This window comes from Pseudoalteromonas sp. Angola-30 (assembly GCF_028599215.1).
Classification (GTDB): Bacteria; Pseudomonadota; Gammaproteobacteria; order Enterobacterales; family Alteromonadaceae; genus Pseudoalteromonas; species Pseudoalteromonas atlantica.
Genome location: NZ_JAQREI010000002.1, coordinates 366,271 through 388,515, shown reverse-complemented (window position 1 = coordinate 388,515; position 22,245 = coordinate 366,271). Strand labels below are relative to the sequence as shown.

The following is a 22,245-nucleotide window of genomic DNA, read 5'->3' as shown; positions in this document are numbered from 1 at the left end:
AAATCCTAAATACTAGCCAACAAGCGCCAGTAATATACCTGCGGCTACGGCACTTCCTAGCACCCCAGCTACGTTTGGCCCCATAGCATGCATAAGTAAAAAGTTATGTGGGTTATTCTCAAGCCCAACTTTATTAACTACACGCGCCGCCATCGGTACTGCCGATACACCCGCAGCACCAATTAAAGGGTTAATAGGTGTTTTAGAAAGCTTGTTAAGGCCTTTTGCCATAAACACACCCGACGCTGTACCAATAGCAAATGCCAACGCACCGAGCACCAAAATACCAATAGTTTCTACAGTTAAAAACTGATCGGCCGCTAGTTTAGAGCCCACTGCCAAACCTAAAAATATCGTGGTTATATTAATAATTTCGTTTTGGGCACTGTTACTAAGCCTATCCACAACACCAGACTCACGCATTAAATTACCTAAACAGAACATACCTACTAAGGGAATAGCCGCTGGTAAAAACATAGCGGTTAAGCTCAGTACCATTAAAGGAAATACTATTTTCTCTTTTTTAGATACTTTGCGCAGCTCTGGCATTTTAATAGCACGCTCATCAGGTGTAGTTAATGCGCGCATAATTGGCGGCTGAATAATTGGCACTAACGCCATGTAAGAATAAGCAGCCACCGCAATGGCACCTAGTAAATCAGGGGCAAGCTTAGATGCTAAGAATATGGCTGTAGGGCCATCGGCACCGCCAATAATGGCAATGGCTGAGGCATCTTGTAAGCTAAATTCAAAGCCAGGTACATAGTTTAATAAAATTGCCCCAAACAAGGTGGCAAAAATACCAAACTGCGCGGCTGCACCCAGTAACAACATACGCGGGTTGGCAATAAGCGCACTAAAATCAGTCAGCGCCCCTACTCCCATAAAAATTAATAAAGGGAAGATCCCCGTATCAATACCTACGTAATACACGTAATAAAGCAAACCACCTGGGTCAGAAAGCCCAGCAACCGGAATATTAGTCAGTATTGCGCCAAAGCCAATCGGCAGCAGTAATAGGGGTTCAAAGTTTTTAGCAATGGCTAAAAACAACAACAAACACCCTACCGCAATCATTATTAAGCCAGGAAACGTAAAGTTAGCAATGCCGGTAGCATGCCAAAGGTTTAAAAGACCTTCCATTAAAGCTACTCCTACGCCATCGCTATAATTGCATCGCCCGTTGTCACAGCATCACCTTCAGACACTAAGACCTCAGCCACAGTACCTGAGTGCATTGCACGAACCTCGGTTTCCATTTTCATCGCTTCCATAATAACAACCACATCGCCTTCGTTTACGGCTTGGCCTGCTTTTACTTTTACTTTAAAAATATTACCCGCCAGTGGCGCATTCAGTGTTTCACCTGATGCAACCGATGCTGATTGTGGTAAGTGCTCTGAATCTTTTAGCGTTACCTCTTTAAGCTCGCCACCTTGCGCAACCACTACATCGTAAACTTTACCGTCAACTTTAACGCTGTATTGCTCAGCGCTAACACCTTTGTTATTTGCAGGTTTTGCTGCTGGCTTAGCGTTTGCATCATCAGCACTTGGCACTGCTTCAAAGGCATCTGGGTTGTTACGGTTTTTAATAAATTTAAGGCCAACTTGTGGGAATAATGCATAGGTAAGCACATCATCTATTTGCTCATCAGCAAGTGTTAAACCTTGTTCTTGCGCTTCTTTTTGCAGCTCTGCTTCAAGCGTTGCAAGCTCTGGGGCTATATTATCTGCAGGGCGACACGTAATAACCTCGCTGCCATCAAGCACTCGCTCTTGCAGCTCTTTGTTCATAGGTGCAGGTGTTAAACCATACTCACCTTTTAAAACACCGGCGGTTTCTTTGGTAATTGTTTTATAACGCTCACCCGTAAGCACATTTAGTACTGCTTGTGTGCCTACAATTTGCGATGTTGGAGTAACTAGCGGAATAAAACCTAAATCTTCACGCACGCGTGGGATCTCAAGTAATACTTCATTTAGCTTATCTGCTGCGCCTTGCTCTTTCAGTTGGTTTTCCATGTTGGTTAACATGCCACCAGGTACTTGCGCGAGTAAAATACGGCCATCAACACCTTTAAGGCTCCCCTCAAAGGCAGCGTACTTTTTACGTACATCTCTAAAGTAAGCCGCTATTTCTTCTAGCTGGTTTAAATCTAATTCGGTATCGCGGGGCGTTCCTTCAACAATCGCCACAATGGTTTCTGTAGCTGAATGACCGTAAGTCATACTCATTGAAGAAATAGCGGTATCAAGCATATCAATGCCTGCATCAATGGCTTTTTGATATGTAGCAGTACTTAAACCTGTGGTTGCATGGCACTGCATAGCAATAGGGATAGAAACGGTTTCTTTTAGCCCTTTAATAAGTTGCTCTGCATCGTATGGTTTTAATAAGCCTGCCATATCTTTAATACAAATAGAGTGACAACCTAAATCCTCTAGCTGTTTTGCAAGGGTTAACCACATATCAAGGGTATGCACTGGGCTTACAGTATAAGAAATAGTACCTTGCGCGTGGGCACCTACTTTTACAGCCGCTTTAATTGCCGTTTCTAAGTTACGCACATCATTCATGGCGTCAAAAATACGAAATACATCTACACCATTTTTGTGGGCACGCTCTACAAACTTTTCTACCACGTCATCGGCATAGTGGCGGTAACCCAATAAATTTTGCCCGCGCAATAGCATTTGCTGTTTAGTATTAGGCATTGCTTTTTTAAGGGCACGAATACGCTCCCACGGGTCTTCACCTAAATAACGAATACACGAGTCAAACGTAGCGCCGCCCCACGACTCAATAGACCAATAACCGGCATCATCAAGTTTGTTAGCAATAGGGAGCATGTCATCTAAGCGCATACGGGTTGCAAGTAAAGACTGATGAGCATCGCGTAAAACAAGTTCTGTTAATTTTAATTTAGCCATGTGTGCCTCTTATTTATTATTTGATTTGTACTGAGCAATGGCAGCACTAATAGCAGCGATGTGCTCGTTTGGCACACCTTGAGATTTTAAAGATGGTGATTTAACCGGTATTGCAACTTCAGCCTCGTCAAAACGAGCAACCAAGTTAGACATGAGTGACACAGCACCAATCAATATTGAAAGAAATACAAACACGCCCACCATGCCCGTAAGCATCAAGCTACCTGCGGTTGTGAGTACAGCTCCTATATCCATTTTTCTCCCCCTGCACTATATAGCGATATAAAAAACCGCTTTATTTAAATAATTATTCACCGAATGATAACAAAACTTTTAACTTTGTCCACCACCTGTCAATTGGTAAAACCAATTAAAATTAAACTAACATACAGCCACAATAGTTAACATAGCTAATACAGGGTTAAATTAGCTCAGATATAGATGATAAAAATAACCGTTATAGGCAAAGGTTATATGGTTAAACCCAAAAAAACTTAAAAACTATAAAAAATAGTAAGTTAAACGGCAGGTAAAAAATCAGTTTGGGCTAAAATGTAAATTGGTCTTACCAAGACTGGTAAAGCAGCGCGAAAAAAATATTTATTTTTTTACTCTCTTTACAATAGTGTGAATAAGTTACATCGTTAAACGTAAAACTTACCAATCCTAAATTTACAATCTTCGCTCAAAAAACCATAACACACTGAAAAATAATAAAATTAAACTCTGGCACGCAACTGGCATTATTACTTTCGAACGAATTTGATAACCAAGGAGAAAACAATGTTACGCTGGACAATTACATTTTTAGTTATTGCTTTAATCGCTGCAGTGTTAGGTTTTGGTGGTATCGCAGGTGCCGCAGCTGGTATAGCAAAAATTATATTCTTTATCTTTTTAGTACTTTTAGTGATTTCTTTAGTTTCAGGTGCGCTGCGCGGTAAATCGCCCAGGTAGCTACTAACATACTTAAAACACTAAACAATCAACATATACAAGGAATTACATTATGAACTCAACAACTTTAAAAGCAGCACTAATCGCCGTATTTGCAGGTTTCTTTATGATGGGCTGTGAAGACAACCACGCAGAAGAAGCAGGTGAGCGTATTGATGAAGCAGTAACTGACGTGCAAAACTCTGTAGAAGATGCATGTGAAAATGTAAAAGAAGGCGTTAACGCAGAAGAAACTAACTGTTAATCTGTTTGGTAACGTAAAAAACGGCTTTCAATAAGCCGTTTTTTTGTGCGCTAATAAAAAGGGGCTTCTAACTCTTATAATGCATAGCCTACATTAACGGGTGTGATTTTTACGCTAGCTTGTTAAAATAGCGAAAACTATTACTTATTAGCAATTATGGCACTGACCACCACTTACACACTCGATAAACCCTACTACTACGAATGCTTTGACGAGTCCCACTCTTATAGTAAAGCAGCTAAGCCAAAGTATTTTTTGCTGGCATTACTGGTGTGCTTAGGTTTAATTAGTATTTACGCTATGGACGATCATTACCTAGGTACATTTTTAATAATGTTGGGTGTATTAGAATGCGTTGCCTTTTATTACCGTAGGCCTTGGTGGGTTACGCGCCAAATGTTTAGTCGTGCTTCGGGCTCAACGGTTACTCTTTCATTTACCGATGACGCTATTAGCACCGAGAACCACTATAAAAGCCATACATTTAAGTGGGCAGAAATGACCCATATTATTAAAACTAACCACGGCTACTTAGTACACCATAATAAAGGTATGCAATATATTTCTAGCAGTGTATTAACCGATGAAATGCGCGATTTTATAAACAAAAAAGCCACTCAGTGAGTGGCTTTTGGTATAGCTAAGTGCATTACTCAGCTAAGTATACGAGTTGATTAAGCATTGCCCGGATTAGGGTTAGACTTTTCAGCTTGTATACGCATGTAAATCTCTTCACGATGCACTGAAACGTCTTTAGGTGCGTTAACACCAATTCGAACTTGATTTCCTTTAACACCTAATACAGTAACAGTTACTTCGTCACCAATCATTAGGGTTTCACCTACTCTACGAGTTAGTATTAGCATTCTCTTGCTCCCATGTTCCAATAAATTATAAGATTCCGCTTGACCATTTTAATGAAAAATTGATTGAAAAGTAAGTAAAAACTCCCAAACTATCCATTTTCTGTTAAAAATTCTGAGTGTAACGCTCTTACTGCTAGTTCTAAATACTTCTCGTCAATTAAAACCGATACCTTGATTTCAGACGTCGATACTAAAACTATGTGTATGCCTTCTTGCGCCAATGCATCAAAAAATTGATGCGCTACACCACTGTGAGACTTCATTCCTATGCCAACAGCCGACACTTTTGCAACTGTTGTATCACTAGAAATGCTATCAGCCTGCAGATTTACCTGTTGTTGAGTTAGTAAATCGTGTGCTTGCAAATAGTCATTTGAATGCACAGTAAAAGCATAGTCTATTTTTTCAAAGTTATGATTAACTTGACTAATCATATCTATTTCGATGCCATTTTCTGCAAAAAGTTTCAAAATTTTTGTAAGAGAATGAACACAGTATGGTACGCCATGTACCTTTATCAAGCATTCGTCACGATTAAACGCAATCCCCGACACAACCTTAGTTGGCATATCGCTCTCCTCAAAACTTATTAGCGTTCCTTCATCGGGCTCAAAACTCGAAAGCACCCTTAGCGGCATTTTATGATTACCAGCCGACTCAACAGCACGAATATGCAATACTTTTGCGCCTAAGCTTGCCAGCTCTAGCATTTCGGCAAACGTTACATGGCGCATTCGCTGTGCGTTTGGTTCTACACGAGGATCAGTAGTGTATACGCCATCAACGTCGGTATAAATCTGACATTCATCGGCTTTTATTGCCGCGGCTATTTCTACCGCAGAGGTATCGGTGCCGCCGCGTCCAAGGGTTGTAATATTGCCCTCTACATCGCGCCCCTGAAAACCGGCAATAATCGCAACCCGATTATGCTCAAGCTCATGCTTTAAACGCGTCGCAGCAACCTCTTCAATACGGGCTTTACCAAACATGTTATCGGTTTGAATATTAACCTGATCGGCTAGTAGGCTTACAGCCGAATGGCCACGTTTTATAATAGCCATAGCAAGGAGCGAAACAGAAACCTGTTCTCCAGTGCTAATAAGTACGTCTAATTCTCGGCTACTCGGGCGAGTATCTATTTGCTTGGCGAGGTTAATTAAGCGGTTGGTTTCTCCCGACATGGCCGAAAGAACCACAACCACTTGATGACCTTGCTGCTTAGTTTTAACAACAAGGTCGGCGACCGCTTCTATTCGCTCAATAGAGCCAACCGAAGTGCCGCCAAACTTTTGGACAATAAGTGCCACGTAAGCTTAAACTTTCCCGCTTACCCAGGCTGTCACGCTTTCAAGCGCGGCATTTAGGTTTTCAGGCTGTGAACCACCAGCTTGTGCCATATCAGGACGACCGCCCCCTTTACCGCCTACTTGGCCTGCCATGTGGTTTACAAGCTCACCGGCTTTAACTTTACCGGTTAAATCTTTCGTTACACCGGCAATTAGGCTTACTTTTTCGCCGCTGGCAACACCCAGTGCAATAACACCTGAGCCAATCTTGTTTTTAAGGTCGTCAACCATACCTCGAAGCGCTTTAGATTCAGTTCCTTCAACGTTTGCCACTAGTAGCTTAACGCCATTAATTTCAACAATCGAATCAAGTAAAGACGCACCCGCTGCACTGGCTAGCTTATCGTTAAGCTGTGCAATTTGCTTTTCAAGGCCTTTAGACTTTTCAAGAAGCGCAGTTACTTTTTCAAGTACCGATGCGCTATCACCTTTTACCAGCGCCGCTACATCGTTTAGCTGTTTTTCTTGCTCGCTTACATACGCCACTGCATCTGCGCCTGTTACTGCTTCAATACGGCGTACGCCTGCAGCAATACCGCTTTCAGATACAATTTTAAATAAGCCAATATCACCCGCGCGCTCTACGTGCGTACCGCCACACAGTTCAATTGAGTAATCGCCAATGGTTACTACGCGCACTTCATCGTCGTACTTTTCGCCAAACAGCGCCATTGCCCCTTTTGCTTTAGCGTCATCAATCGCCATAAGCTCAGTGTTAAGGGCAAAGTTACGACGAATTTCATCGTTAACTACACGCTCAATTTCACGTAGCTCGTCTTTAGTAACCGCTTCAAAGTGCGAGAAGTCAAAACGTAAACGCTCAGGCTCAACCAGCGAGCCTTTTTGGCTTACGTGTTCACCTAATAGTTGGCGCAGTGCTTCGTGTAAAATATGCGTAGCTGTGTGATTTTTCTTAATACGTTCACGACGGGCATCATCAATAGTTGCATCTACTTTATCGTTAACCGCAATGCGCCCTTGTACGCTACCGTGGTGCGCAAACGCATTACCCAGCTTAGTAGTGTTAGTCACAGTAAACTCGCCACCTGCAACAGTAATGGTACCGGTATCACCTGTTTGGCCACCAGATTCAGCATAAAATGGCGTATGGTTAAGTACAACAATGCCTTGTTGGCCGTCTTCTAAAATAGAAACCGACTCACCATTTGCAAACACTTCTACTACTGTAGCGCTATGATGTGTGCTGTCGTAGCCTTTAAACTCAGTGTGTTTTTCTGACTTTAATTGCTCGTTGTAATCGGCACCAAATTTACCAGCTTGCTGCGCTGTTTTACGCTGTACAGCCATGCACTCTTCAAAGCCTGCATGGTCTATTGTCATTTGGCGCTCACGGGCTACATCGGCCGTTAAATCAGCGGGGAAACCATAGGTGTCGTATAATTTAAATACTAAATCACCAGGAATAACATCGCCTTGAAGCTCGCTTAGGCTTTCTTCTAAAATAGCTAAGCCACGCTCAAGGGTTTTACCAAATTGTTCTTCTTCAATGCGCAGTACTTTTTCGATAATTTCTTGCTGCTTTGCAAGCTCTGGGTAGGCTTGGCCCATTTGTTCAATAAGCGCTGCAACCAGTTTATAGAAAAACGCACCTTGTGCACCAAGCTTGTTACCATGGCGTACTGCACGACGAATAATACGACGCAATACATAACCACGGCCTTCGTTCGATGGCATAACACCATCAGAAATTAAAAACGCACACGAACGAATATGATCCGCCACAACGCGTAGCGACTTATCGTTTAAATCTTGTGCGTTAGTTACACTTGCCGCAGCTGCAATTAAGCCTTGGAACAAGTCGATTTCGTAGTTTGAATGCACGCCTTGTAAAATAGCAGCAATACGCTCAAGGCCCATACCTGTATCAACAGATTGTTTAGGCAGCGGCTCCATAGTACCGTCGCTTTGACGGTTGTACTGCATAAATACAAGGTTCCAAATTTCGATAAAGCGGTCGCCATCTTCTTCAGGCGAGCCCGGAGGACCACCCCAAATGTGCTCACCGTGATCGTAAAATATTTCAGAACACGGACCACACGGGCCAGTATCGCCCATTGACCAAAAGTTATCTGAGGTAGCAATACGAATAATACGATCTTCGCTTAGGCCAATATCATTGTGCCAAAAGCCAAATGCATCTTCATCGTCGTGGTAAATAGTAACAAGTAGTTTTTCTTGTGGTAATTTAACAACCTCAGTTAAAAACTCCCACGCAAACTTAATAGCGTCTTGTTTAAAGTAATCACCAAAGCTAAAGTTACCTAGCATTTCAAAAAATGTATGGTGACGCGCTGTGTAACCTACGTTTTCTAAATCGTTATGTTTACCACCAGCACGCACACAACGCTGTGCACTTGTAGCACGCGTGTAAGGGCGAGTTTCGGCGCCTAAAAACACATCCTTAAAAGGAACCATGCCGGCATTGTTAAATAACAACGTGGCATCGTTACCCGGAATAAGTGAAGCCGATTGGACAATTTGGTGCTGTTTGCTGGCAAAAAAGTCTAAAAACTGTTGCCTAAGTTGTGCCGTAGTCATGTGCTGCATGTGAAAATCTCACCTGTATTTACTGTGCTTGCATTGCAAAATCAATTTGTTCGTAGCTAAATCCTCGGTACATTAAGTAGCGCACGCGCTTAGCTTTATCTTTGTACTCGAGGTTGGCCGGTGTAGTTGAATACTTTTTGTTGTACGCTTCCTGCGCAAGCTCAAACCAGTCTATTTCAAGCTCTTCAACCACTCTTTCAAGTAGTGAACGGTCAATCCCTTTGCCTATGGCTTCGCTTTGAATGCGCTTTAAACCATGGCCTTTAAAAATGTGTTTTCTGACAAACCCTTCGCAATAGCGTTGCTCGTTAATAAAATTGTGCTCTTCGCACCAATTAAGCAGGGTTTCTATAAACTCGTCGCTGGCTTCTTTTTGCTGAAGCTTAAAGGTTAACTCACGGCGCGAATACTCTTGGCGCCCAAGTAACCACAGTACATAGTTTTTAAGCTTTTGTTTTAACTTATCATCCATTAAGCGTCAAAGCGCCCGCTTTGTTCACTGCTAAGTGGTTTAACATTGCTATCGTCACTTGGCGGTACAACTGGCATAAAAATAGCCTGATAAGATACAAAGAAACTAATGTAGCAAATTGGCATTAAAATCAACAGCGGTAAGAACGATAAGAACATAGAAAGCGCCATAAATAACACACAAATAATGCCAAAAACACTCAATGCGAACAGGTTATGATAAAAAACCAATAGCGAATTTTTAAGCGCCGTTAAAATGCGTTTTTCTTTACTAAAATAAATAAGCGGTACCGCGTAAGCAAACGCCATTAAATACACCGCCATTGCCACTAAAAATAGCACCACACTGGCGCCCGAAATACTATTTAAGGTTTGCTCAAGCGCAATGTTAGGATCAAGCCCCTCTTGGCTCATAATAGCTACTGCATCAGCAAATAGGCCATTAGCTAATAAGGCCATTAAAATACCCGCCCCCATTTGGTAAAGCGCTAAACGTAGTAGTCCTAAACGGTTACCTTTTGCGCTAAAGGGTTTGAGTATGTCGGCGAGCATAATTTTACCGCCCTGCTGCTTGCTAAGCACCGCCTGATAAAAGCCGGCGGTTAAAAAAGGCGTAGCAAGTGCCGCAACAACTTGCAGCAAAGGTAAAAATAACGACAGTATGCCCACTACGCCTATTAATAAGTGCATAACTACAAAGGTAAATGGCTGGGTTTTAAAAATATGCCAACCGGCTTTAAACCACTTTAGCCCGGCATCGGCTTTAAAAATTCGTAATTCGTTAGACATACTGGCTCTTAAATTAAACAAAACACGCCAAGTATAACTTGGCGTGAGGGGGGATTAACAGACACTACATGATTAAATAGTTAAGGTTTTTTAATTTTTTTAATATCTAACATATGTGCGCCGTGTTTTATTTTGGTTTCTAGGTAAGCTTTGTTACCTGTAAGGCCTGCTTTAATATGCGCGTGGGTACCAATAACGGTGTCTACTTCAATGCCGGCATCTTTTAATGCATTAAGCTTTTTAGGGTTATTGGTCATTAATTTAACGTGGCTTAAATTAAGTGCGTTGAGCATTAATACCGCGTCCGAAAAATCACGCAAGTCGTCAGCAAAGCCTAAGTGGTTATTAGCCTCGTAAGTGTTCATCCCTTGAGATTGCAGCACGTAAGCATCAATTTTATTATATAAACCAATACCTCGGCCCTCTTGGCGTAAATACAATAACACCCCGCCTTGCTCGTGCATCATTTCAATACACTCATTTAACTGCTCGCCACAATCGCAGCGCGATGAATGAAACACATCACCGGTTAAACACTCAGAGTGCATGCGAATAAGCGGCACATTTTGATTTACATCAGCATTGTTAAATACAAACGCAACGTGTTCTTGGCCGTCTTTTAAGCCACTAAAAGACACTATTTCTGCGGGAATATCACTATTTTTGCCAACATTAAGCTGGGCTCTTGCTCTTACTTGCGCCACGACAAATCCAAATAATTAAATAACTACGACACCATAAGGTGATAATATCACAAATGTTTAAAGTTAGATCGTAGTACACTAGGTTTATGGCAAATATATGGCGATTACACAGGCTATTTTCAATCTTAATATGCAATAAACTCCCACTACCTAGGGCTATTTCCCCAAAACAATGACAAACTTGTACGCATTTGCTATTTTAATTTTATTACTTTTACCACGCTGCTTATACATTAAGTTAATACACCGCACCTATAAAAAGCTAAAACGGTGTTACCTAGTTATCTCAGCAGGCACTATTAGTACAGTTTAATGACGAAAGTTAGTTACAGCTTAGTGCGCATGAGTATTAGGTAATTAGTTAGTTTTATAAGCAAACGCCCACACAAAGAGTAATGAAAACCATTATCACTTGTGGTATTTTGTTTCTAGATTGAACACTAATAGGGATTATTATGAAAGCACAACACCTCGCCTTAGTTATCGGATTAACCTTTACGGCTTTTGCAAGCCAGACAAATGCAAGCCAAGTAAGCGATGATAAAGCCGCCTTTTCTGATGCATACCAAAGTTATTTAACGGCTGTTAAAAAAGACGAAAACATAGAGCAAGCAGCTAAACATGCTTATATTACAGGCCTTGCGCTTTATGGTGATAAAAGTGATAACACCGCAAGCCTTGCTATTAATTACGCCAAAGCAATTACAGCGCCGCGCTCTATCAACGACAAAAAAAATGTATCTGAGCAACGCTTCGAACTTTACTCGCAAGCCTATACAATACTGGCAAATAACCACGGTAAAAATGCAATAGAAACAATCGATGCCCTAATAGGCAAGGCTGAAAACACCAGCTCGGCCTATCAAGCCGATAACGATTACGACCGTATAATTGAAATAGCTAATACACAAAACAACCCTAAATTTGTTGCCGACATGCAGTTTGAAGCAGCCTCGCTGCTTGCCAAAAAATTTGCTCATAAAAAATACCATAAAGCTAAAACGCTGCTTAACCAAGCCGATGACTACTACCGTAATAACCTAGACGACAATACCGTAGAGCGCATTAAAGCCGACTTTTTAATGGCGTCGTTTGCTCAAGGTAAGAAAAAATACAATGAAGCCATTGAACGACTAAACCATATTGTATCGGTATTTGATAACAACTTAAGCTTTGATCACAGCGCTGAGCTTACTGCGCACTCAAAGCTTGTTAACCTTTACGAAAAAATAGGCCAAAGCGAACAAGCCACTAAGCATTGTTTAGCAATTGCTAAAATGGTGCCGTGGAAAAAAACACAAGAGCAAACACCTATATACCGCAAAAACCCTGAGTACCCACAAAACAAAGCGCGCCAAATGCGAGACGGTATTGTCGTTGTTGAATTTGACGTAGATACCGCAGGGTTTGTTAAAAACCCAGAGGTAGTTAGCTCACAAGGGGGGAAAGAGTTTGAAAGGTCGGCACTTACAGCACTTAAAAAGTGGCGTTATGCACCAAAATTTGAAAACGGCCAACCCGTTGTTGCAAGTACGCAAGTACAGCTCGACTTTAAAATAGCCAGATAACACGCAAGGTATTATAGCGTCTTTTTTGTTCAGGTAGTTTTATTCAAAGCTTTGCGAGTATTTTATCGCTTGCGGCTTCAATTAAATCGAGCACATTTTCAAAGCCATCATCGCCGCCGTAGTATGGGTCGGGTATGGCGCTTTGGCTTTGCTCGCCGTATTCTAAAAACAATGCCAGCTTGTAATGTAAATGGGTGGGGCATTGCGCTTTTAAGTCAGCTAAGTTTTGTGTGTCGGCCGCTAAAATTAAATCAAACTCAGTAAAATCGCTGCTGCGCACTGGGCGCGAAAATATACCTTTAAAGCTATAACCGCGTTTTTCGCCTGCAGCCATTGAGCGGCTATCTGGCGTTTTACCTTCGTGGTAGCCAATAGTCCCTGCCGAGTCTACCTTAACCTCAACACCTAATTTTTTAGCACGCGCTTTTAACACTGCCTCTGCTGTGGGCGAGCGGCAAATATTACCTAAACATACTATCAGTACTTTTTTCATTAAGGCTCCTTTAGCTAATTTAACCACCTAGGCTTTAAAACTGTTTTAATATAGCCTCGTTATAGTCATCGGCATTTAAAGTCAGGTTATACTTGGCCGCCACACTATCAAGCTCCGCTTGTTTTATAGCTAACTCGTCCATAGTAATGGTGTTATCGTCAAGCTGCCATAAAAGCCGTGAGCCCGCATAACTATAATGAATCGCTAACAGTGCATCGGCATTACCCTCGCGCCCTGCCGCTTTTAGCTTTGGCATTTTGCGGGTTATTTTATTAAGCGCTTGTTTAAGCTCCCACACATATACCACTTCGGTCATAAAACTATGGGTACGGTATTTATTTAACAGCCAGCCAATGGCCAAACTTGTTATAACAACACCGGTTAAATTCCAATGAAAGTGACTCCCGCTTTCATCAGGAAACAACGCAATTAACGTTTGCGATATAGCCAAGCTGCCAACAGCTAAACCCGCCGCACACCCTACAATTACCCTATTTAAATGTTTGCGGTAACGTGCTTTATCTATTTGTATGAGTTGCATAACAGCCTAAAAAATTAATAAGTAAAAATATAGCGAACGCTATTGTAACTAAACCCCGCAATTTTTATAAAATTATTTAACCCCTTTTTGATTTGCCCCCCGTTATAGCTTTTAAACAACCCAACTAAGTTTACTCGGAGCGGCTTATGCACACACTTGAAGTACCTAATAATTCAGCATTTATTAAAACATCAACCGCCGTTATTGGCGGCGCAGTAATGACCTTTGCCGCCTTTGCATTTATGCAATACTTAATTAGTGGCGAGCAGCGCGCACCTATAAAACTCGGCGAGGATATTATTGTAGAGATTTTTCAGGCACCAGAGGATTCACAAGTAAGGCATATACAAAAAATACAGCCACCACCGCCTGTGCCAAAAACACCGCCTAAAGCGCCACCAATCGATACCTCAAACGACCCTGTAATAGCGATTAACGAATTAACACCAATCACTATTGATGATTTTGGAGATGATATAAATAGCACGATTAACCGCCCAACAGGCGATGCAACCCCCATAGTGCGCATAAATCCAAAATACCCAACATCTGCTGCGCGCAATGGCATAGAAGGCTGGGTACAACTGAGCTTTAGCATTTCGCCCACCGGCGAAGTAATAAACCCAGTGGTAATAAACGCCGAGCCCAAACGTACCTTTGACCGCGAAGCAATAAGAGCCATAAAACGCTGGAAATATCGCCCCAAAGTAATAGAAGGTGTGGCACAATTACAAACAGATCAAACCGTACAGCTCGATTTTAAATTAGATAACTCTATTTAACGGACTAAACGCCTATGCTACTCAGTATTAAGTCATGGTTATTTGAAACGCCAAGTAAGGATTGCATGGCAAGTTACGCAAAAAGTGGCGACAACCGCTACTTAGAGCAGCTTATTGCCTTATACAGTAACGATTTATATCACTACCTAGTGACGCAATCTAATACGCATTTAGCATACGACGTAAGCCAACAAACCTGGCTAAAAGTAATCGAAAAACGCCACCTTTACCAAGCGCAAACCACGCCAAAAGCGTGGTTATTTAAACTCGCGCGCAACACATTAGTAGACGAATACCGCAAACAGCAGCGCTTTGTAGAGCTTGACGAAAACACCCACCTACCCGCGCAGCAAAATGAGCAAGGTAATAACAATAGTATTAGCAATATAAATTACCAAGCGTTCGATAGCGCACTCAAGCAACTGAGCTTTGTACAGCGCGAAGCCATTACCTTACAACAAGAAGGCTTTAGCCTTGCCGACATAGAGCTTATAACGCAAAGCAACCATGAGAGCGTAAAAACAAGGCTGCGCTATGCCAAGCAAAACCTTAAACGTTTATTAGGAGCAAACAATGAACAAGCCTGATGAGCAGTTTGACCAACAGCTTACTCAACATTACAAAGAGCGAAAAGCACGCACTACACTCAGCGCTTCCCAACAAAAAGCGTTACTTAATAATGCCAGCCATAAAAAGCCCTCAAGGCTTAGTTTTACGCTACAGTTAACCAGCCTTGCCTGCGCACTGGGCGTATTCGCATTTATTGTATTTGATAACAGCAGTGGCATTAACTACGCACCTAAAACGGTGCTTAACACTATCGATATTCACGACTACTCAATTATTAAAACCCACGAAATAACCCCATCGGGCAGTTACACAAGCGCCATTACCGAGCAAAAACACGCACTCGATACTCAGCACGCTAATAGCTTGCGCTTACACCAACAACGCCACATAGAATACGGCACGCTCGTAAAGGTTGATAACGACTGGTACATAGCCAGCTGTAATGACGAGGTACTAGTGCAAATTAAGCAGTCACTGCTCAGTGATTTAAAGGGTAAACATGCGGTAGAAAGTGATCTTAATACGGGCGATATGCTCGCTATGGCGCATAACGGTAAAGGGCAGATTGTAGCGCTTAAACATGCGGGAGTTGGGGTTAGGCAGTGTGGGGCTTAGGTGGTTTAGCTCAGTTAATGTTGGTGGTAATTTAGATATTTATTACCACCGAGAACACAGAGGCGCTTCGCGCTGCACAGAGGTAGTTAACTATCGCCCATATAATCTAATGGTGAGGAAAGCTCTATAAAATCACGATATTGCTCTTTAGTAATTTTGTTATATGCATCTTTTACATAAATATATCTAATCAAAGACTTAGCCACTTCATATTGAGTAGAATCATTGCATTCCCGTAATTCTTTTTCAGCTTGCTCTAATTCAGTTAACTTCCTCCCCTGTGTGTTTCCAAATCCTGCAAAAACAAGTGATGTTTCAACTACAAAAATTTGGCAGAAAAAATACTCTATGTAATGCTTTAATTTAATTACTTTCTTCGTATCTTTGTAGCGGTTAATTATACAGTTCGGCTCCTTACTATATAATTTTGAATCAATAAAAAATATAACATCCCTTTCTAAATCTACGGGTAGTATTTCTTCTGATAAATAATCAGATAACTTTATATTTTGTGTATCGCTTTTCTGAGTTAGTTTTGTTCTCTTAAACCTTCCACTTATTATTTCTTCATATAAAGAATAATCTTTTTCATAGATACAAAACAAAACCGTGAGCACAAGTACATCAATTTTTTTACCACTTGGTAAATTCACAATAATAGCTGTAATACGCTCAGTAATTTGAATAGCTGTTCTTGCTGATACCTCAAAGGCATCTAATACAACTGAAATATTAGCTAAAGCAGTTTCGGGGTTTTCTGTGCGGGGGAGTAGCTCGATACTTTTGCTTTTTAAGTACGTAGTTTCAAATTTAGTTGTATCGCTGTGTACTAATAAAAAGTCTTTTAAAACAGGACGCTTTAAACTGTAACGACTATTAAAAAAACGGCCTAAATAAACCTTTGCATCAAACCCTTCACCATAAATTGATTTAATTGTATGTTGAAGCTGATCGGTATCCGTAGCCACGACAAATACGATACCTTTTACATCAAAAATATGTTTAATCGTCTCTAGCATTTCTACTGCATAACTTGGGCGACAACGGTCTAATTCATCAATAAAAATAAATATAGGTAACGACTTATCTTTTTGCTTTTCAAACTTACAGACCCAATCATCTAACTTAGATTTTATTACTTCAATACTTTTGTTTTTAGCTTCATGATCTTTAATTAAGTTTTGCGCAAGCGCCTTTACAGCAGGCGAAAAGTCGCTGCCAGTTAACTTGTTAGAATTTTGCTTTTGATCATCTTCAATTTCTTCATCAGAGAATAGTAATGTGTGTAACTCATCTAAATCTATGCCTGATATTTTTTTAGTTAGGCCTTGTGCAATAGCAGGTGCAACGGCCTTAAACATAGAAACTGCACTCTTAGGAATAGTTATATTAAACTTAGCCTGACGTTGAAGCTGCTTGATGATACCTGCAATTACAGTTAAAAATGGGTCGTCTGAATAGTCTTGCTGCCATGCATCAATATATACAACAGGAAAATCTACTATTAATTCTCGTGACCAACGCTTAAGAAAATAGGTTTTACCTGCCCCCCATTCAGCATTGAGATTTAATACATAGTTTTTCTTTTGCTCATCATCAGGCCTACTTTCGTCATAACCTTCTTGAGCCAATAGCCTTGATAAGAAAGTGGCGTAGCGAGCTCTATCTAATTTATCTGCAGGAAAATATTCCTCTAATGGTGGCTTAGTTGCTTCACTCCAATTAAATTCTTTCATTTAATTCCCTTTAAATAGTCTTTTTTACATAGTGCAATATAAAACGCTCTATCGCTGAGTTCTCCGAGCTAACGCCCGACGCGCCAGCGCTGTACGCCTACAACAAACACTACATATAATTAGCTTTGGGTTTGCTCATTGCATCGGTGATACGTTGGGTTTCGTGTCACTCAACCCAACCTACTTCGCTAATATCTTATAAATCAGCGTTAATGACTACTGCTTTAAAAGTCGTTGTTCTGGATTGTGTAAGTATTTTAAGCCGATGGTCACTATACGTGTATGTACCATTGTTATAACGCGTAGTTGAACATTACCAATAACCACAATTGAGCCTTTACTGATTTCTCCTGAGAGCTTTTGGTTGATCACTTCTTCCAAGCTTATACCCTCTGGCGCGTCTATTTTCATGTGATATGAGTAAAATATATCGCCTACTAGCGTAACCCCTTTCACTTTAAGTTCGTTGCGCGCTAAGTGACTGTCTTGGTGGTTTGTTTTATCGGTTGCTGTAAAAACTAAATCAACAAAAGGTCTGTTAGCGGGTTTTAAAACAACAAATAAATGATCGTTTGGTTTTAGTTTAGTTGAGCCGCGTGGCGGTATGATTGAAGGCCCTCGTGTGATCATGGCTACAACTACACTTTCTGGTAGTGCAGCATGTGACAAACTGCGCCCAGAAACGCGAGAAACCTCACTTAACGTATACTCTACAATTTCTATATCAATATCGTTTAGGGCGGTAATTTCGAGCGTTGCAGCTGCTAAATCGGGTGGCGGCTCTATTAAACTTAACTTTTTAGCCATCCAAGGCATAGTTGAGCCTTGCAACGTGGCCGAGATTAACACCACGAAAAAAACCACATTAAAAATAAGCTCGGCCCCTGAAAGGCCAAACAACAGTGGGAATATAGCTAAAATAATCGGCACTGAGCCTCTTAGCCCCACCCAAGATACAAATAATGTTTCACGATTATTAAAGCCAAATAATTTTAAAATTGGCGCTACCGCTAGTGGGCGAGCAACAAAAATAAGTGCCAGTGCAATTAACAACCCTTCTAGCCATACATCAACCAACGACGAGGGATTAATTAAAAGCCCTAACACAACAAACATGGTTATTTGCCCAAGCCACGCTAAACCATCGTGAAAAAGAAAAATGCCGCGTTTATATACAAATTTACTGTTACCTAAAATAACGCCGGTTATAAATACAGCTAAAAAGCCACTGCCGCCAAGCGTTGCAGAAAGGCCAAAAGAAAGCAGCCCAAATGCGGTTACCATTACTAAATACAAACCTGATGCATTTAATTTTATTCGATTAATAAACCACACCGACACCTTACCAATTAAAAACCCACAAACGGCGCCTACACCCATTTGCTGGGCAAATAACTGCAGTAAACCCAGCCCTATTGGCATATTGTTCACTAGCATTTCGAGCAAACCAACCGTTAAAAAAATAGCCATTGGGTCGTTCGAGGCACTTTCTATTTCAAGGGTTGATTTAAGCTTTTTATTTAAGTGAATACCGGCGCTACGTAAAAGTGCAAATACGGCAGCGGCATCTGTAGAGCCCACAATAGCGCCCAGCAAAACGCCTTGTAATACGGGTAAGTCTAAAATATAAGTGGCGACAAGGCCGGTAATTACAGCCGTTAAAAGCACCCCGACCGTTGCTAAAGCCGAAGCAGGTTTCCACACTTGTTTAATTGAACTGGTTGGCGTTTGTAGCCCACCATCAAATAGAATAATAGCCAGTGCTAACGTGCCCAGAGCATGCGCAGCCTCTGCGTTATCGAATGATATACCGGCAATACCGTCTTCACCTGCAAGCATGCCCACCAGTAAAAATAGCACCAGCACGGGTAAGCCAACGCGCGCAGATAGCTTGCTCGAGATAACCCCTAGTAAAATTAAAATGGCACTAACAAGAATGATATTATCTATTACAAACATAGTGTGGGTTTACAGCCTTGTATAAGTTAAAAAGTAAGAATTTATAGCTATTAAAAAGCTTAAAGCTCATGCCATACAATAACCTAAAAAATATAAATACGGGTACTTAACTGCATATTTAAAACAAAAAAACCTGCGATTAAGCAGGCTTTCGTATATTTAGTAGAGTCCTCTCATAAAATATTTAAAACTGTCTTTTCAGCCTTAACTCTATGAGAATCCGTTTTCAATATCCCTAAAAGTCCATTGTCCATTTGGATCAGCTATATCGATTAACTCACACGCTTTTTTATTCCAAGCCGCTAAACACGTAATGTAGTTAGTTAATTGATGATAGGCTCTATCCGGCGCATCAGGACGTATTCTTGACATAGTGAAACCTGAATAAGTAGCGCCACTACCTACCCAACTAACAATAGAGGATACGGCTCCACCTCCAGGAACAACAAAACCAACTGTAGTTGTGACCAGTCCTAATATAGTAGCTGTTCTTTCTACTGCGTTACCTGTTTTCATAATATCACTGCTTATTACAGGGTGTAATAAAGCTAACAAATTAACTGCTTGTGGTTGATTAGAAGCAACGGCAACATCATTGGATGTTTTGGAAGTATTAGTTGGTGCGGCTCTCCCACCACGCATTGCAGGTAGTAGGCTATTAAAAGATTTTTGGCTATTATTACTTGTGGAAAAAGTTACTGACTGTGTACTCAAGCCTCCGGCTTTAACTCTTTTTTCATCTCGTGGCGTTACAGTTGATTTATAAGTGCGCTGTAACCTCCTATAAACAGCTGCACTGCATTGAGTCATTTGTATAGCTAATGCTGCTTGCTCTTTGAAGTCTCGACCGATTGCTCGCTCTGATAACTGAGTTAGCTGATTTTTCTTTTTAAGAGCTTGCTGACCAATCATAATATCCATAAAAATGTCCTTATTTATTATTTAATTGGTGAAATCATATCATTTAAAGTTACGTAGAGAAATCCTGACTAGTTACTATTACAATGATTTAAGGTACATAAAAAGCTGCTTCAGAGTATTCGATTTATGCTTCTTTAACAGAGGAATATCTTAAGTATGAACCATGACTATATGTAAAACATAAGCCCTTTACTAAATTTACTTAGTGAATTATTTGAGGCTTAATATTACTAAAATCACTGTGGATTGTAATCTCTACATTATCAGGTTTTATAGCAACATCGCTTAAACCCGTATTAGTGAAATACTCTTCGAAGCCCTGCTGATATTCAGGAAGAACCTGCTTATATGCAGTAATAAATAAACTCAGCTTTTTAGCTATAGTTGGATACTTAGCTGCAAGGTCTCGTAGTTTTTCAGGTTCAGAAAAAGCAAATTCGGCGAAAATATTAAAGTCGTTCTCAATATTAGTTTTACCGTAGGTAGATAAAAATCCATTTTCATAATCAGGCCCTATACTTCTATCTTGCGTTAAAGCCTCATAATTCGAGGAAGCAGGACTCCAACTTTCAGGCAACAGACCTTGCCATGCAAGATTAACAAAAGGGGAGCGTAAATAAATTAAAGAACTAAGCTCGTGATGAACTCCCCGTAACGAATTTTCATAATTGAAGTTAGTACCGTTCTTATCTGAGATATTTGATAATATTATAGAGTTTCTTGAATATGTTCCCCCCGCTTCAGCCCCCTCCATGAGCATAGGTCCTGAAATATAAATAGCATTAATAAATTTGGAAACAAAGCCTTCAGGGTAAACCTCCAGCGCGGTTTCAATGCCATCAAGTGACTCTGAAGAATCCTCCAAAGAAGTGCTTTGCATTTCAAGTGTAGGCGGCTTGCCTTCAATTCCTAAAAATTGTTCAGGGAAAAATAAACGAGTATCGCCAGCTCGGATATCTAATTGGTATGTTTTACCTAAGCGCTTAGCTTGTTCTGATGCACTTTCTAAGTAAGTACATCCACTGAGAAAAAATAAAAAAACAATTGAAAATATTCTCACTAAATAAACCTCTTTTAATGGGCGTGTCTAAGTGTTGCGACTGGGACTATAGAAGTGCTAAACCTAACAACTGCGGGTAATACAGCGGGAATAACTACTGCTCTAGCAGAACCCCATAATACAACTCCCCTCGCTGTCATCCCTGCAGCTGCAGCAAAACTAGCGGGATCATCAGCGACTCCTGCACCTAATGTGACGTAATCTTCTACTAAAGTACCAATAACAATTAATGTAGCTCCAGCAAATAGTCCTATAGCTAAGGGCTTATCCCATACACTACTGTCAGGGTTATGTTCTCTAGCACTTTTACCATCTGAGCCCGTAAATGTTACTTCTAAAACAAACGACACTTTTTCAGCTATATAGTTAAATTGATTAATTTTTCCTTTTAATTGAGGGAGCTGCACTTCATATTTTAATTTTGGTATTGGTGAATTTGATGTGACTTCAATTCCCAGTGATGTAGTTGGGCTGTTTGGAGTAGTACTCTTAGAGACAATATTAGTTCCAAGCGTTAACTTTTTAGTTTTTTCGTCGAAAGCTAATTTTGTTTCACTAATTAATGCTCCAAAAGCTTTATTAGCTTGAGATGTTACCGTCGCCTCTAATTTTTTATCGTTAACTACGTAATTAACAGGATATTTATCTACACTAGATAAAACAATATTACCTGTCATTTTAATTTCCACTATAGCATTAGGGAGTACAATTGGAGGTTGTCTTATATCATCTAACTTATAGCTTAATGAAATTGGCGAAGTGATTTTAGGGAGTTGTTTTTGTGAAGACTCATTAACTGTATTAAATGCTCTGGCATTTTGCTTAATTTTAATTTGAGAAATATCTAAAGAAGGTATGAGTATTTTTTGCCCTGGATAAATTAGGTCGGGATTAGTTATAGGCTTATTAGTAATAGCCACAACTTCTTTTCGGTTATTAAACTTCCATAACCTAGGCCATTCCATTGGAGACCCTAAGTGTTTAGAAGATATATCCCATAATGTATCACCTTTTTTTACAATGTATTCCTTTACCATTTTTATTCCTAATATATTTAAATTCCATTATGGGCATAAATATACGAGGACAAACCCACCATGTCAATTTAGCTTAACTCTATTG

23 protein-coding genes are annotated in these 22,245 nt (G+C 40.5%); 7 read left to right on the top strand and 16 right to left on the bottom strand.

Features of this window, described 5'->3' with window-relative positions; genetic code table 11:
• Nucleotides 1-12: 12 nt before the first annotated feature.
• From PSH54_RS04695 to PSH54_RS04685, 3 genes are read right to left on the bottom strand one after another with little or no spacing between them, the layout of a single operon-like run.
• Nucleotides 13-1,143: a sodium ion-translocating decarboxylase subunit beta gene (locus PSH54_RS04695; RefSeq protein ID WP_004587520.1), complete on the bottom strand. Its 1,131-nt coding sequence runs from the start codon at nucleotides 1,141-1,143 to the stop codon at nucleotides 13-15.
• Nucleotides 1,144-1,154: 11 nt separating this feature from the next.
• The gene (oadA, locus tag PSH54_RS04690; protein WP_273605594.1) at nucleotides 1,155-2,933 is read right to left on the bottom strand and encodes a sodium-extruding oxaloacetate decarboxylase subunit alpha; all 1,779 of its coding nucleotides are present in this window, start codon (nucleotides 2,931-2,933) and stop codon (nucleotides 1,155-1,157) included.
• 9 nt (nucleotides 2,934-2,942) lie between these two features.
• On the bottom strand, nucleotides 2,943-3,188 hold the full coding sequence (locus PSH54_RS04685) for an OadG family protein (RefSeq protein WP_024031602.1): 246 nt from the start codon (nucleotides 3,186-3,188) through the stop codon (nucleotides 2,943-2,945).
• A 528-nt stretch (nucleotides 3,189-3,716) separates the two neighbouring features.
• Between PSH54_RS04685 and PSH54_RS04680 the strand changes: the two genes are divergently transcribed.
• The 3 genes from PSH54_RS04680 (at nucleotide 3,717) to PSH54_RS04670 (ending at nucleotide 4,758) form a co-directional block, all read left to right on the top strand.
• Nucleotides 3,717-3,890, top strand: a complete 174-nt coding sequence (locus tag PSH54_RS04680) for a DUF1328 domain-containing protein (RefSeq protein ID WP_002961939.1) — start codon at nucleotides 3,717-3,719, stop codon at nucleotides 3,888-3,890.
• 52 nt (nucleotides 3,891-3,942) lie between these two features.
• A complete protein-coding gene (locus PSH54_RS04675) occupies nucleotides 3,943-4,134 on the top strand; it encodes a hypothetical protein (protein WP_004587517.1) in 192 nt (63 codons plus the stop codon).
• Between the two features lie 156 nt (nucleotides 4,135-4,290).
• Nucleotides 4,291-4,758 (top strand): YcxB family protein, encoded by a 468-nt coding sequence (locus tag PSH54_RS04670; RefSeq protein WP_273605593.1) that lies wholly within the window; start codon nucleotides 4,291-4,293, stop codon nucleotides 4,756-4,758.
• Nucleotides 4,759-4,808: 50 nt separating this feature from the next.
• On the opposite strand, the gene csrA is transcribed toward PSH54_RS04670, so the two are convergent.
• From csrA to PSH54_RS04640, 6 genes are all read right to left on the bottom strand, one after another.
• Nucleotides 4,809-5,000 carry a carbon storage regulator CsrA gene (gene csrA, locus PSH54_RS04665; protein ID WP_004587515.1) on the bottom strand — a complete coding sequence of 64 codons (192 nt, stop codon included), beginning with the start codon at nucleotides 4,998-5,000 and terminating at the stop codon, nucleotides 4,809-4,811.
• 89 nt (nucleotides 5,001-5,089) lie between these two features.
• Nucleotides 5,090-6,307 (bottom strand): aspartate kinase, encoded by a 1,218-nt coding sequence (locus PSH54_RS04660; RefSeq protein WP_024031600.1) that lies wholly within the window; start codon nucleotides 6,305-6,307, stop codon nucleotides 5,090-5,092.
• 6 nt (nucleotides 6,308-6,313) lie between these two features.
• On the bottom strand, nucleotides 6,314-8,914 hold the full coding sequence (gene alaS, locus PSH54_RS04655; protein WP_273605592.1) for an alanine--tRNA ligase: 2,601 nt from the start codon (nucleotides 8,912-8,914) through the stop codon (nucleotides 6,314-6,316).
• Between the two features lie 19 nt (nucleotides 8,915-8,933).
• Entirely contained in the window at nucleotides 8,934-9,386 is a 453-nt protein-coding gene (locus PSH54_RS04650) for a regulatory protein RecX (RefSeq protein WP_004587512.1), read from the bottom strand.
• Complete coding sequence (locus tag PSH54_RS04645) at nucleotides 9,386-10,174, bottom strand: BPSS1780 family membrane protein (protein WP_273605591.1); 789 nt, start codon at nucleotides 10,172-10,174, stop codon at nucleotides 9,386-9,388. Before PSH54_RS04645 ends, PSH54_RS04650 begins: the two co-directional genes overlap by 1 nt.
• Nucleotides 10,175-10,254: 80 nt before the next feature.
• Nucleotides 10,255-10,878: a GTP cyclohydrolase II gene (locus PSH54_RS04640; protein ID WP_024031598.1), complete on the bottom strand. Its 624-nt coding sequence runs from the start codon at nucleotides 10,876-10,878 to the stop codon at nucleotides 10,255-10,257.
• Nucleotides 10,879-11,333: 455 nt separating this feature from the next.
• On the opposite strand from PSH54_RS04640, the gene PSH54_RS04635 reads away from it, so the two are divergent.
• Entirely contained in the window at nucleotides 11,334-12,446 is a 1,113-nt protein-coding gene (locus PSH54_RS04635; RefSeq protein ID WP_273605590.1) for an energy transducer TonB, read from the top strand.
• Nucleotides 12,447-12,489: 43 nt separating this feature from the next.
• Here the strand turns inward: PSH54_RS04635 and PSH54_RS04630 are convergent, their stop codons facing one another.
• The gene (locus PSH54_RS04630; RefSeq protein WP_024031596.1) at nucleotides 12,490-12,939 is read right to left on the bottom strand and encodes a low molecular weight protein-tyrosine-phosphatase; all 450 of its coding nucleotides are present in this window, start codon (nucleotides 12,937-12,939) and stop codon (nucleotides 12,490-12,492) included.
• A 34-nt stretch (nucleotides 12,940-12,973) separates the two neighbouring features.
• The gene (locus tag PSH54_RS04625; protein WP_054983855.1) at nucleotides 12,974-13,480 is read right to left on the bottom strand and encodes a DUF3087 domain-containing protein; all 507 of its coding nucleotides are present in this window, start codon (nucleotides 13,478-13,480) and stop codon (nucleotides 12,974-12,976) included.
• A gap of 146 nt (nucleotides 13,481-13,626) precedes the next feature.
• On the opposite strand from PSH54_RS04625, the gene PSH54_RS04620 reads away from it, so the two are divergent.
• Genes PSH54_RS04620 through PSH54_RS04610 form a run of 3 tightly spaced genes read left to right on the top strand, consistent with a single transcriptional unit; the run spans nucleotide 13,627 to nucleotide 15,447 of the window.
• A complete protein-coding gene (locus PSH54_RS04620; RefSeq protein WP_004587506.1) occupies nucleotides 13,627-14,262 on the top strand; it encodes an energy transducer TonB in 636 nt (211 codons plus the stop codon).
• Between the two features lie 14 nt (nucleotides 14,263-14,276).
• On the top strand, nucleotides 14,277-14,849 hold the full coding sequence (locus tag PSH54_RS04615) for a sigma-70 family RNA polymerase sigma factor (RefSeq protein WP_024031593.1): 573 nt from the start codon (nucleotides 14,277-14,279) through the stop codon (nucleotides 14,847-14,849).
• Nucleotides 14,836-15,447 (top strand): hypothetical protein, encoded by a 612-nt coding sequence (locus PSH54_RS04610; RefSeq protein ID WP_273605589.1) that lies wholly within the window; start codon nucleotides 14,836-14,838, stop codon nucleotides 15,445-15,447. The genes PSH54_RS04615 and PSH54_RS04610 overlap by 14 nt, the downstream gene beginning before the upstream one ends.
• Before the next feature lie 86 nt (nucleotides 15,448-15,533).
• Here the strand turns inward: PSH54_RS04610 and PSH54_RS04605 are convergent, their stop codons facing one another.
• The 5 genes from PSH54_RS04605 to PSH54_RS04585 form a co-directional block, all read right to left on the bottom strand.
• The gene (locus tag PSH54_RS04605; protein WP_273605588.1) at nucleotides 15,534-17,183 is read right to left on the bottom strand and encodes a KAP family P-loop NTPase fold protein; all 1,650 of its coding nucleotides are present in this window, start codon (nucleotides 17,181-17,183) and stop codon (nucleotides 15,534-15,536) included.
• A gap of 216 nt (nucleotides 17,184-17,399) precedes the next feature.
• Complete coding sequence (locus tag PSH54_RS04600) at nucleotides 17,400-19,142, bottom strand: potassium/proton antiporter (RefSeq protein WP_024031590.1); 1,743 nt, start codon at nucleotides 19,140-19,142, stop codon at nucleotides 17,400-17,402.
• 210 nt (nucleotides 19,143-19,352) lie between these two features.
• Complete coding sequence (locus PSH54_RS04595) at nucleotides 19,353-20,063, bottom strand: hypothetical protein (RefSeq protein WP_138576921.1); 711 nt, start codon at nucleotides 20,061-20,063, stop codon at nucleotides 19,353-19,355.
• A gap of 202 nt (nucleotides 20,064-20,265) precedes the next feature.
• On the bottom strand, nucleotides 20,266-21,123 hold the full coding sequence (locus PSH54_RS04590) for a hypothetical protein (RefSeq protein ID WP_138576923.1): 858 nt from the start codon (nucleotides 21,121-21,123) through the stop codon (nucleotides 20,266-20,268).
• A gap of 14 nt (nucleotides 21,124-21,137) precedes the next feature.
• Entirely contained in the window at nucleotides 21,138-22,160 is a 1,023-nt protein-coding gene (locus tag PSH54_RS04585; RefSeq protein WP_138576925.1) for a LysM peptidoglycan-binding domain-containing protein, read from the bottom strand.
• Nucleotides 22,161-22,245 lie beyond the last annotated feature (85 nt).

Coding starts and splice junctions, on each gene's coding strand:
- PSH54_RS04695 (WP_004587520.1), bottom strand. CDS start 1,143: ATGGAAGGTCTTTTAAACCTTTGGCATGCTACCGGCATTGCTAACTTT.
- oadA (WP_273605594.1), bottom strand. CDS start 2,933: ATGGCTAAATTAAAATTAACAGAACTTGTTTTACGCGATGCTCATCAG.
- PSH54_RS04685 (WP_024031602.1), bottom strand. CDS start 3,188: ATGGATATAGGAGCTGTACTCACAACCGCAGGTAGCTTGATGCTTACG.
- PSH54_RS04680 (WP_002961939.1), top strand. CDS start 3,717: ATGTTACGCTGGACAATTACATTTTTAGTTATTGCTTTAATCGCTGCA.
- PSH54_RS04675 (WP_004587517.1), top strand. CDS start 3,943: ATGAACTCAACAACTTTAAAAGCAGCACTAATCGCCGTATTTGCAGGT.
- PSH54_RS04670 (WP_273605593.1), top strand. CDS start 4,291: ATGGCACTGACCACCACTTACACACTCGATAAACCCTACTACTACGAA.
- csrA (WP_004587515.1), bottom strand. CDS start 5,000: ATGCTAATACTAACTCGTAGAGTAGGTGAAACCCTAATGATTGGTGAC.
- alaS (WP_273605592.1), bottom strand. CDS start 8,914: ATGCAGCACATGACTACGGCACAACTTAGGCAACAGTTTTTAGACTTT.
- PSH54_RS04650 (WP_004587512.1), bottom strand. CDS start 9,386: ATGGATGATAAGTTAAAACAAAAGCTTAAAAACTATGTACTGTGGTTA.
- PSH54_RS04645 (WP_273605591.1), bottom strand. CDS start 10,174: ATGTCTAACGAATTACGAATTTTTAAAGCCGATGCCGGGCTAAAGTGG.
- PSH54_RS04635 (WP_273605590.1), top strand. CDS start 11,334: ATGAAAGCACAACACCTCGCCTTAGTTATCGGATTAACCTTTACGGCT.
- PSH54_RS04630 (WP_024031596.1), bottom strand. CDS start 12,939: ATGAAAAAAGTACTGATAGTATGTTTAGGTAATATTTGCCGCTCGCCC.
- PSH54_RS04625 (WP_054983855.1), bottom strand. CDS start 13,480: ATGCAACTCATACAAATAGATAAAGCACGTTACCGCAAACATTTAAAT.
- PSH54_RS04620 (WP_004587506.1), top strand. CDS start 13,627: ATGCACACACTTGAAGTACCTAATAATTCAGCATTTATTAAAACATCA.
- PSH54_RS04615 (WP_024031593.1), top strand. CDS start 14,277: ATGCTACTCAGTATTAAGTCATGGTTATTTGAAACGCCAAGTAAGGAT.
- PSH54_RS04610 (WP_273605589.1), top strand. CDS start 14,836: ATGAACAAGCCTGATGAGCAGTTTGACCAACAGCTTACTCAACATTAC.
- PSH54_RS04605 (WP_273605588.1), bottom strand. CDS start 17,183: ATGAAAGAATTTAATTGGAGTGAAGCAACTAAGCCACCATTAGAGGAA.
- PSH54_RS04600 (WP_024031590.1), bottom strand. CDS start 19,142: ATGTTTGTAATAGATAATATCATTCTTGTTAGTGCCATTTTAATTTTA.
- PSH54_RS04595 (WP_138576921.1), bottom strand. CDS start 20,063: ATGGATATTATGATTGGTCAGCAAGCTCTTAAAAAGAAAAATCAGCTA.
- PSH54_RS04585 (WP_138576925.1), bottom strand. CDS start 22,160: ATGGTAAAGGAATACATTGTAAAAAAAGGTGATACATTATGGGATATA.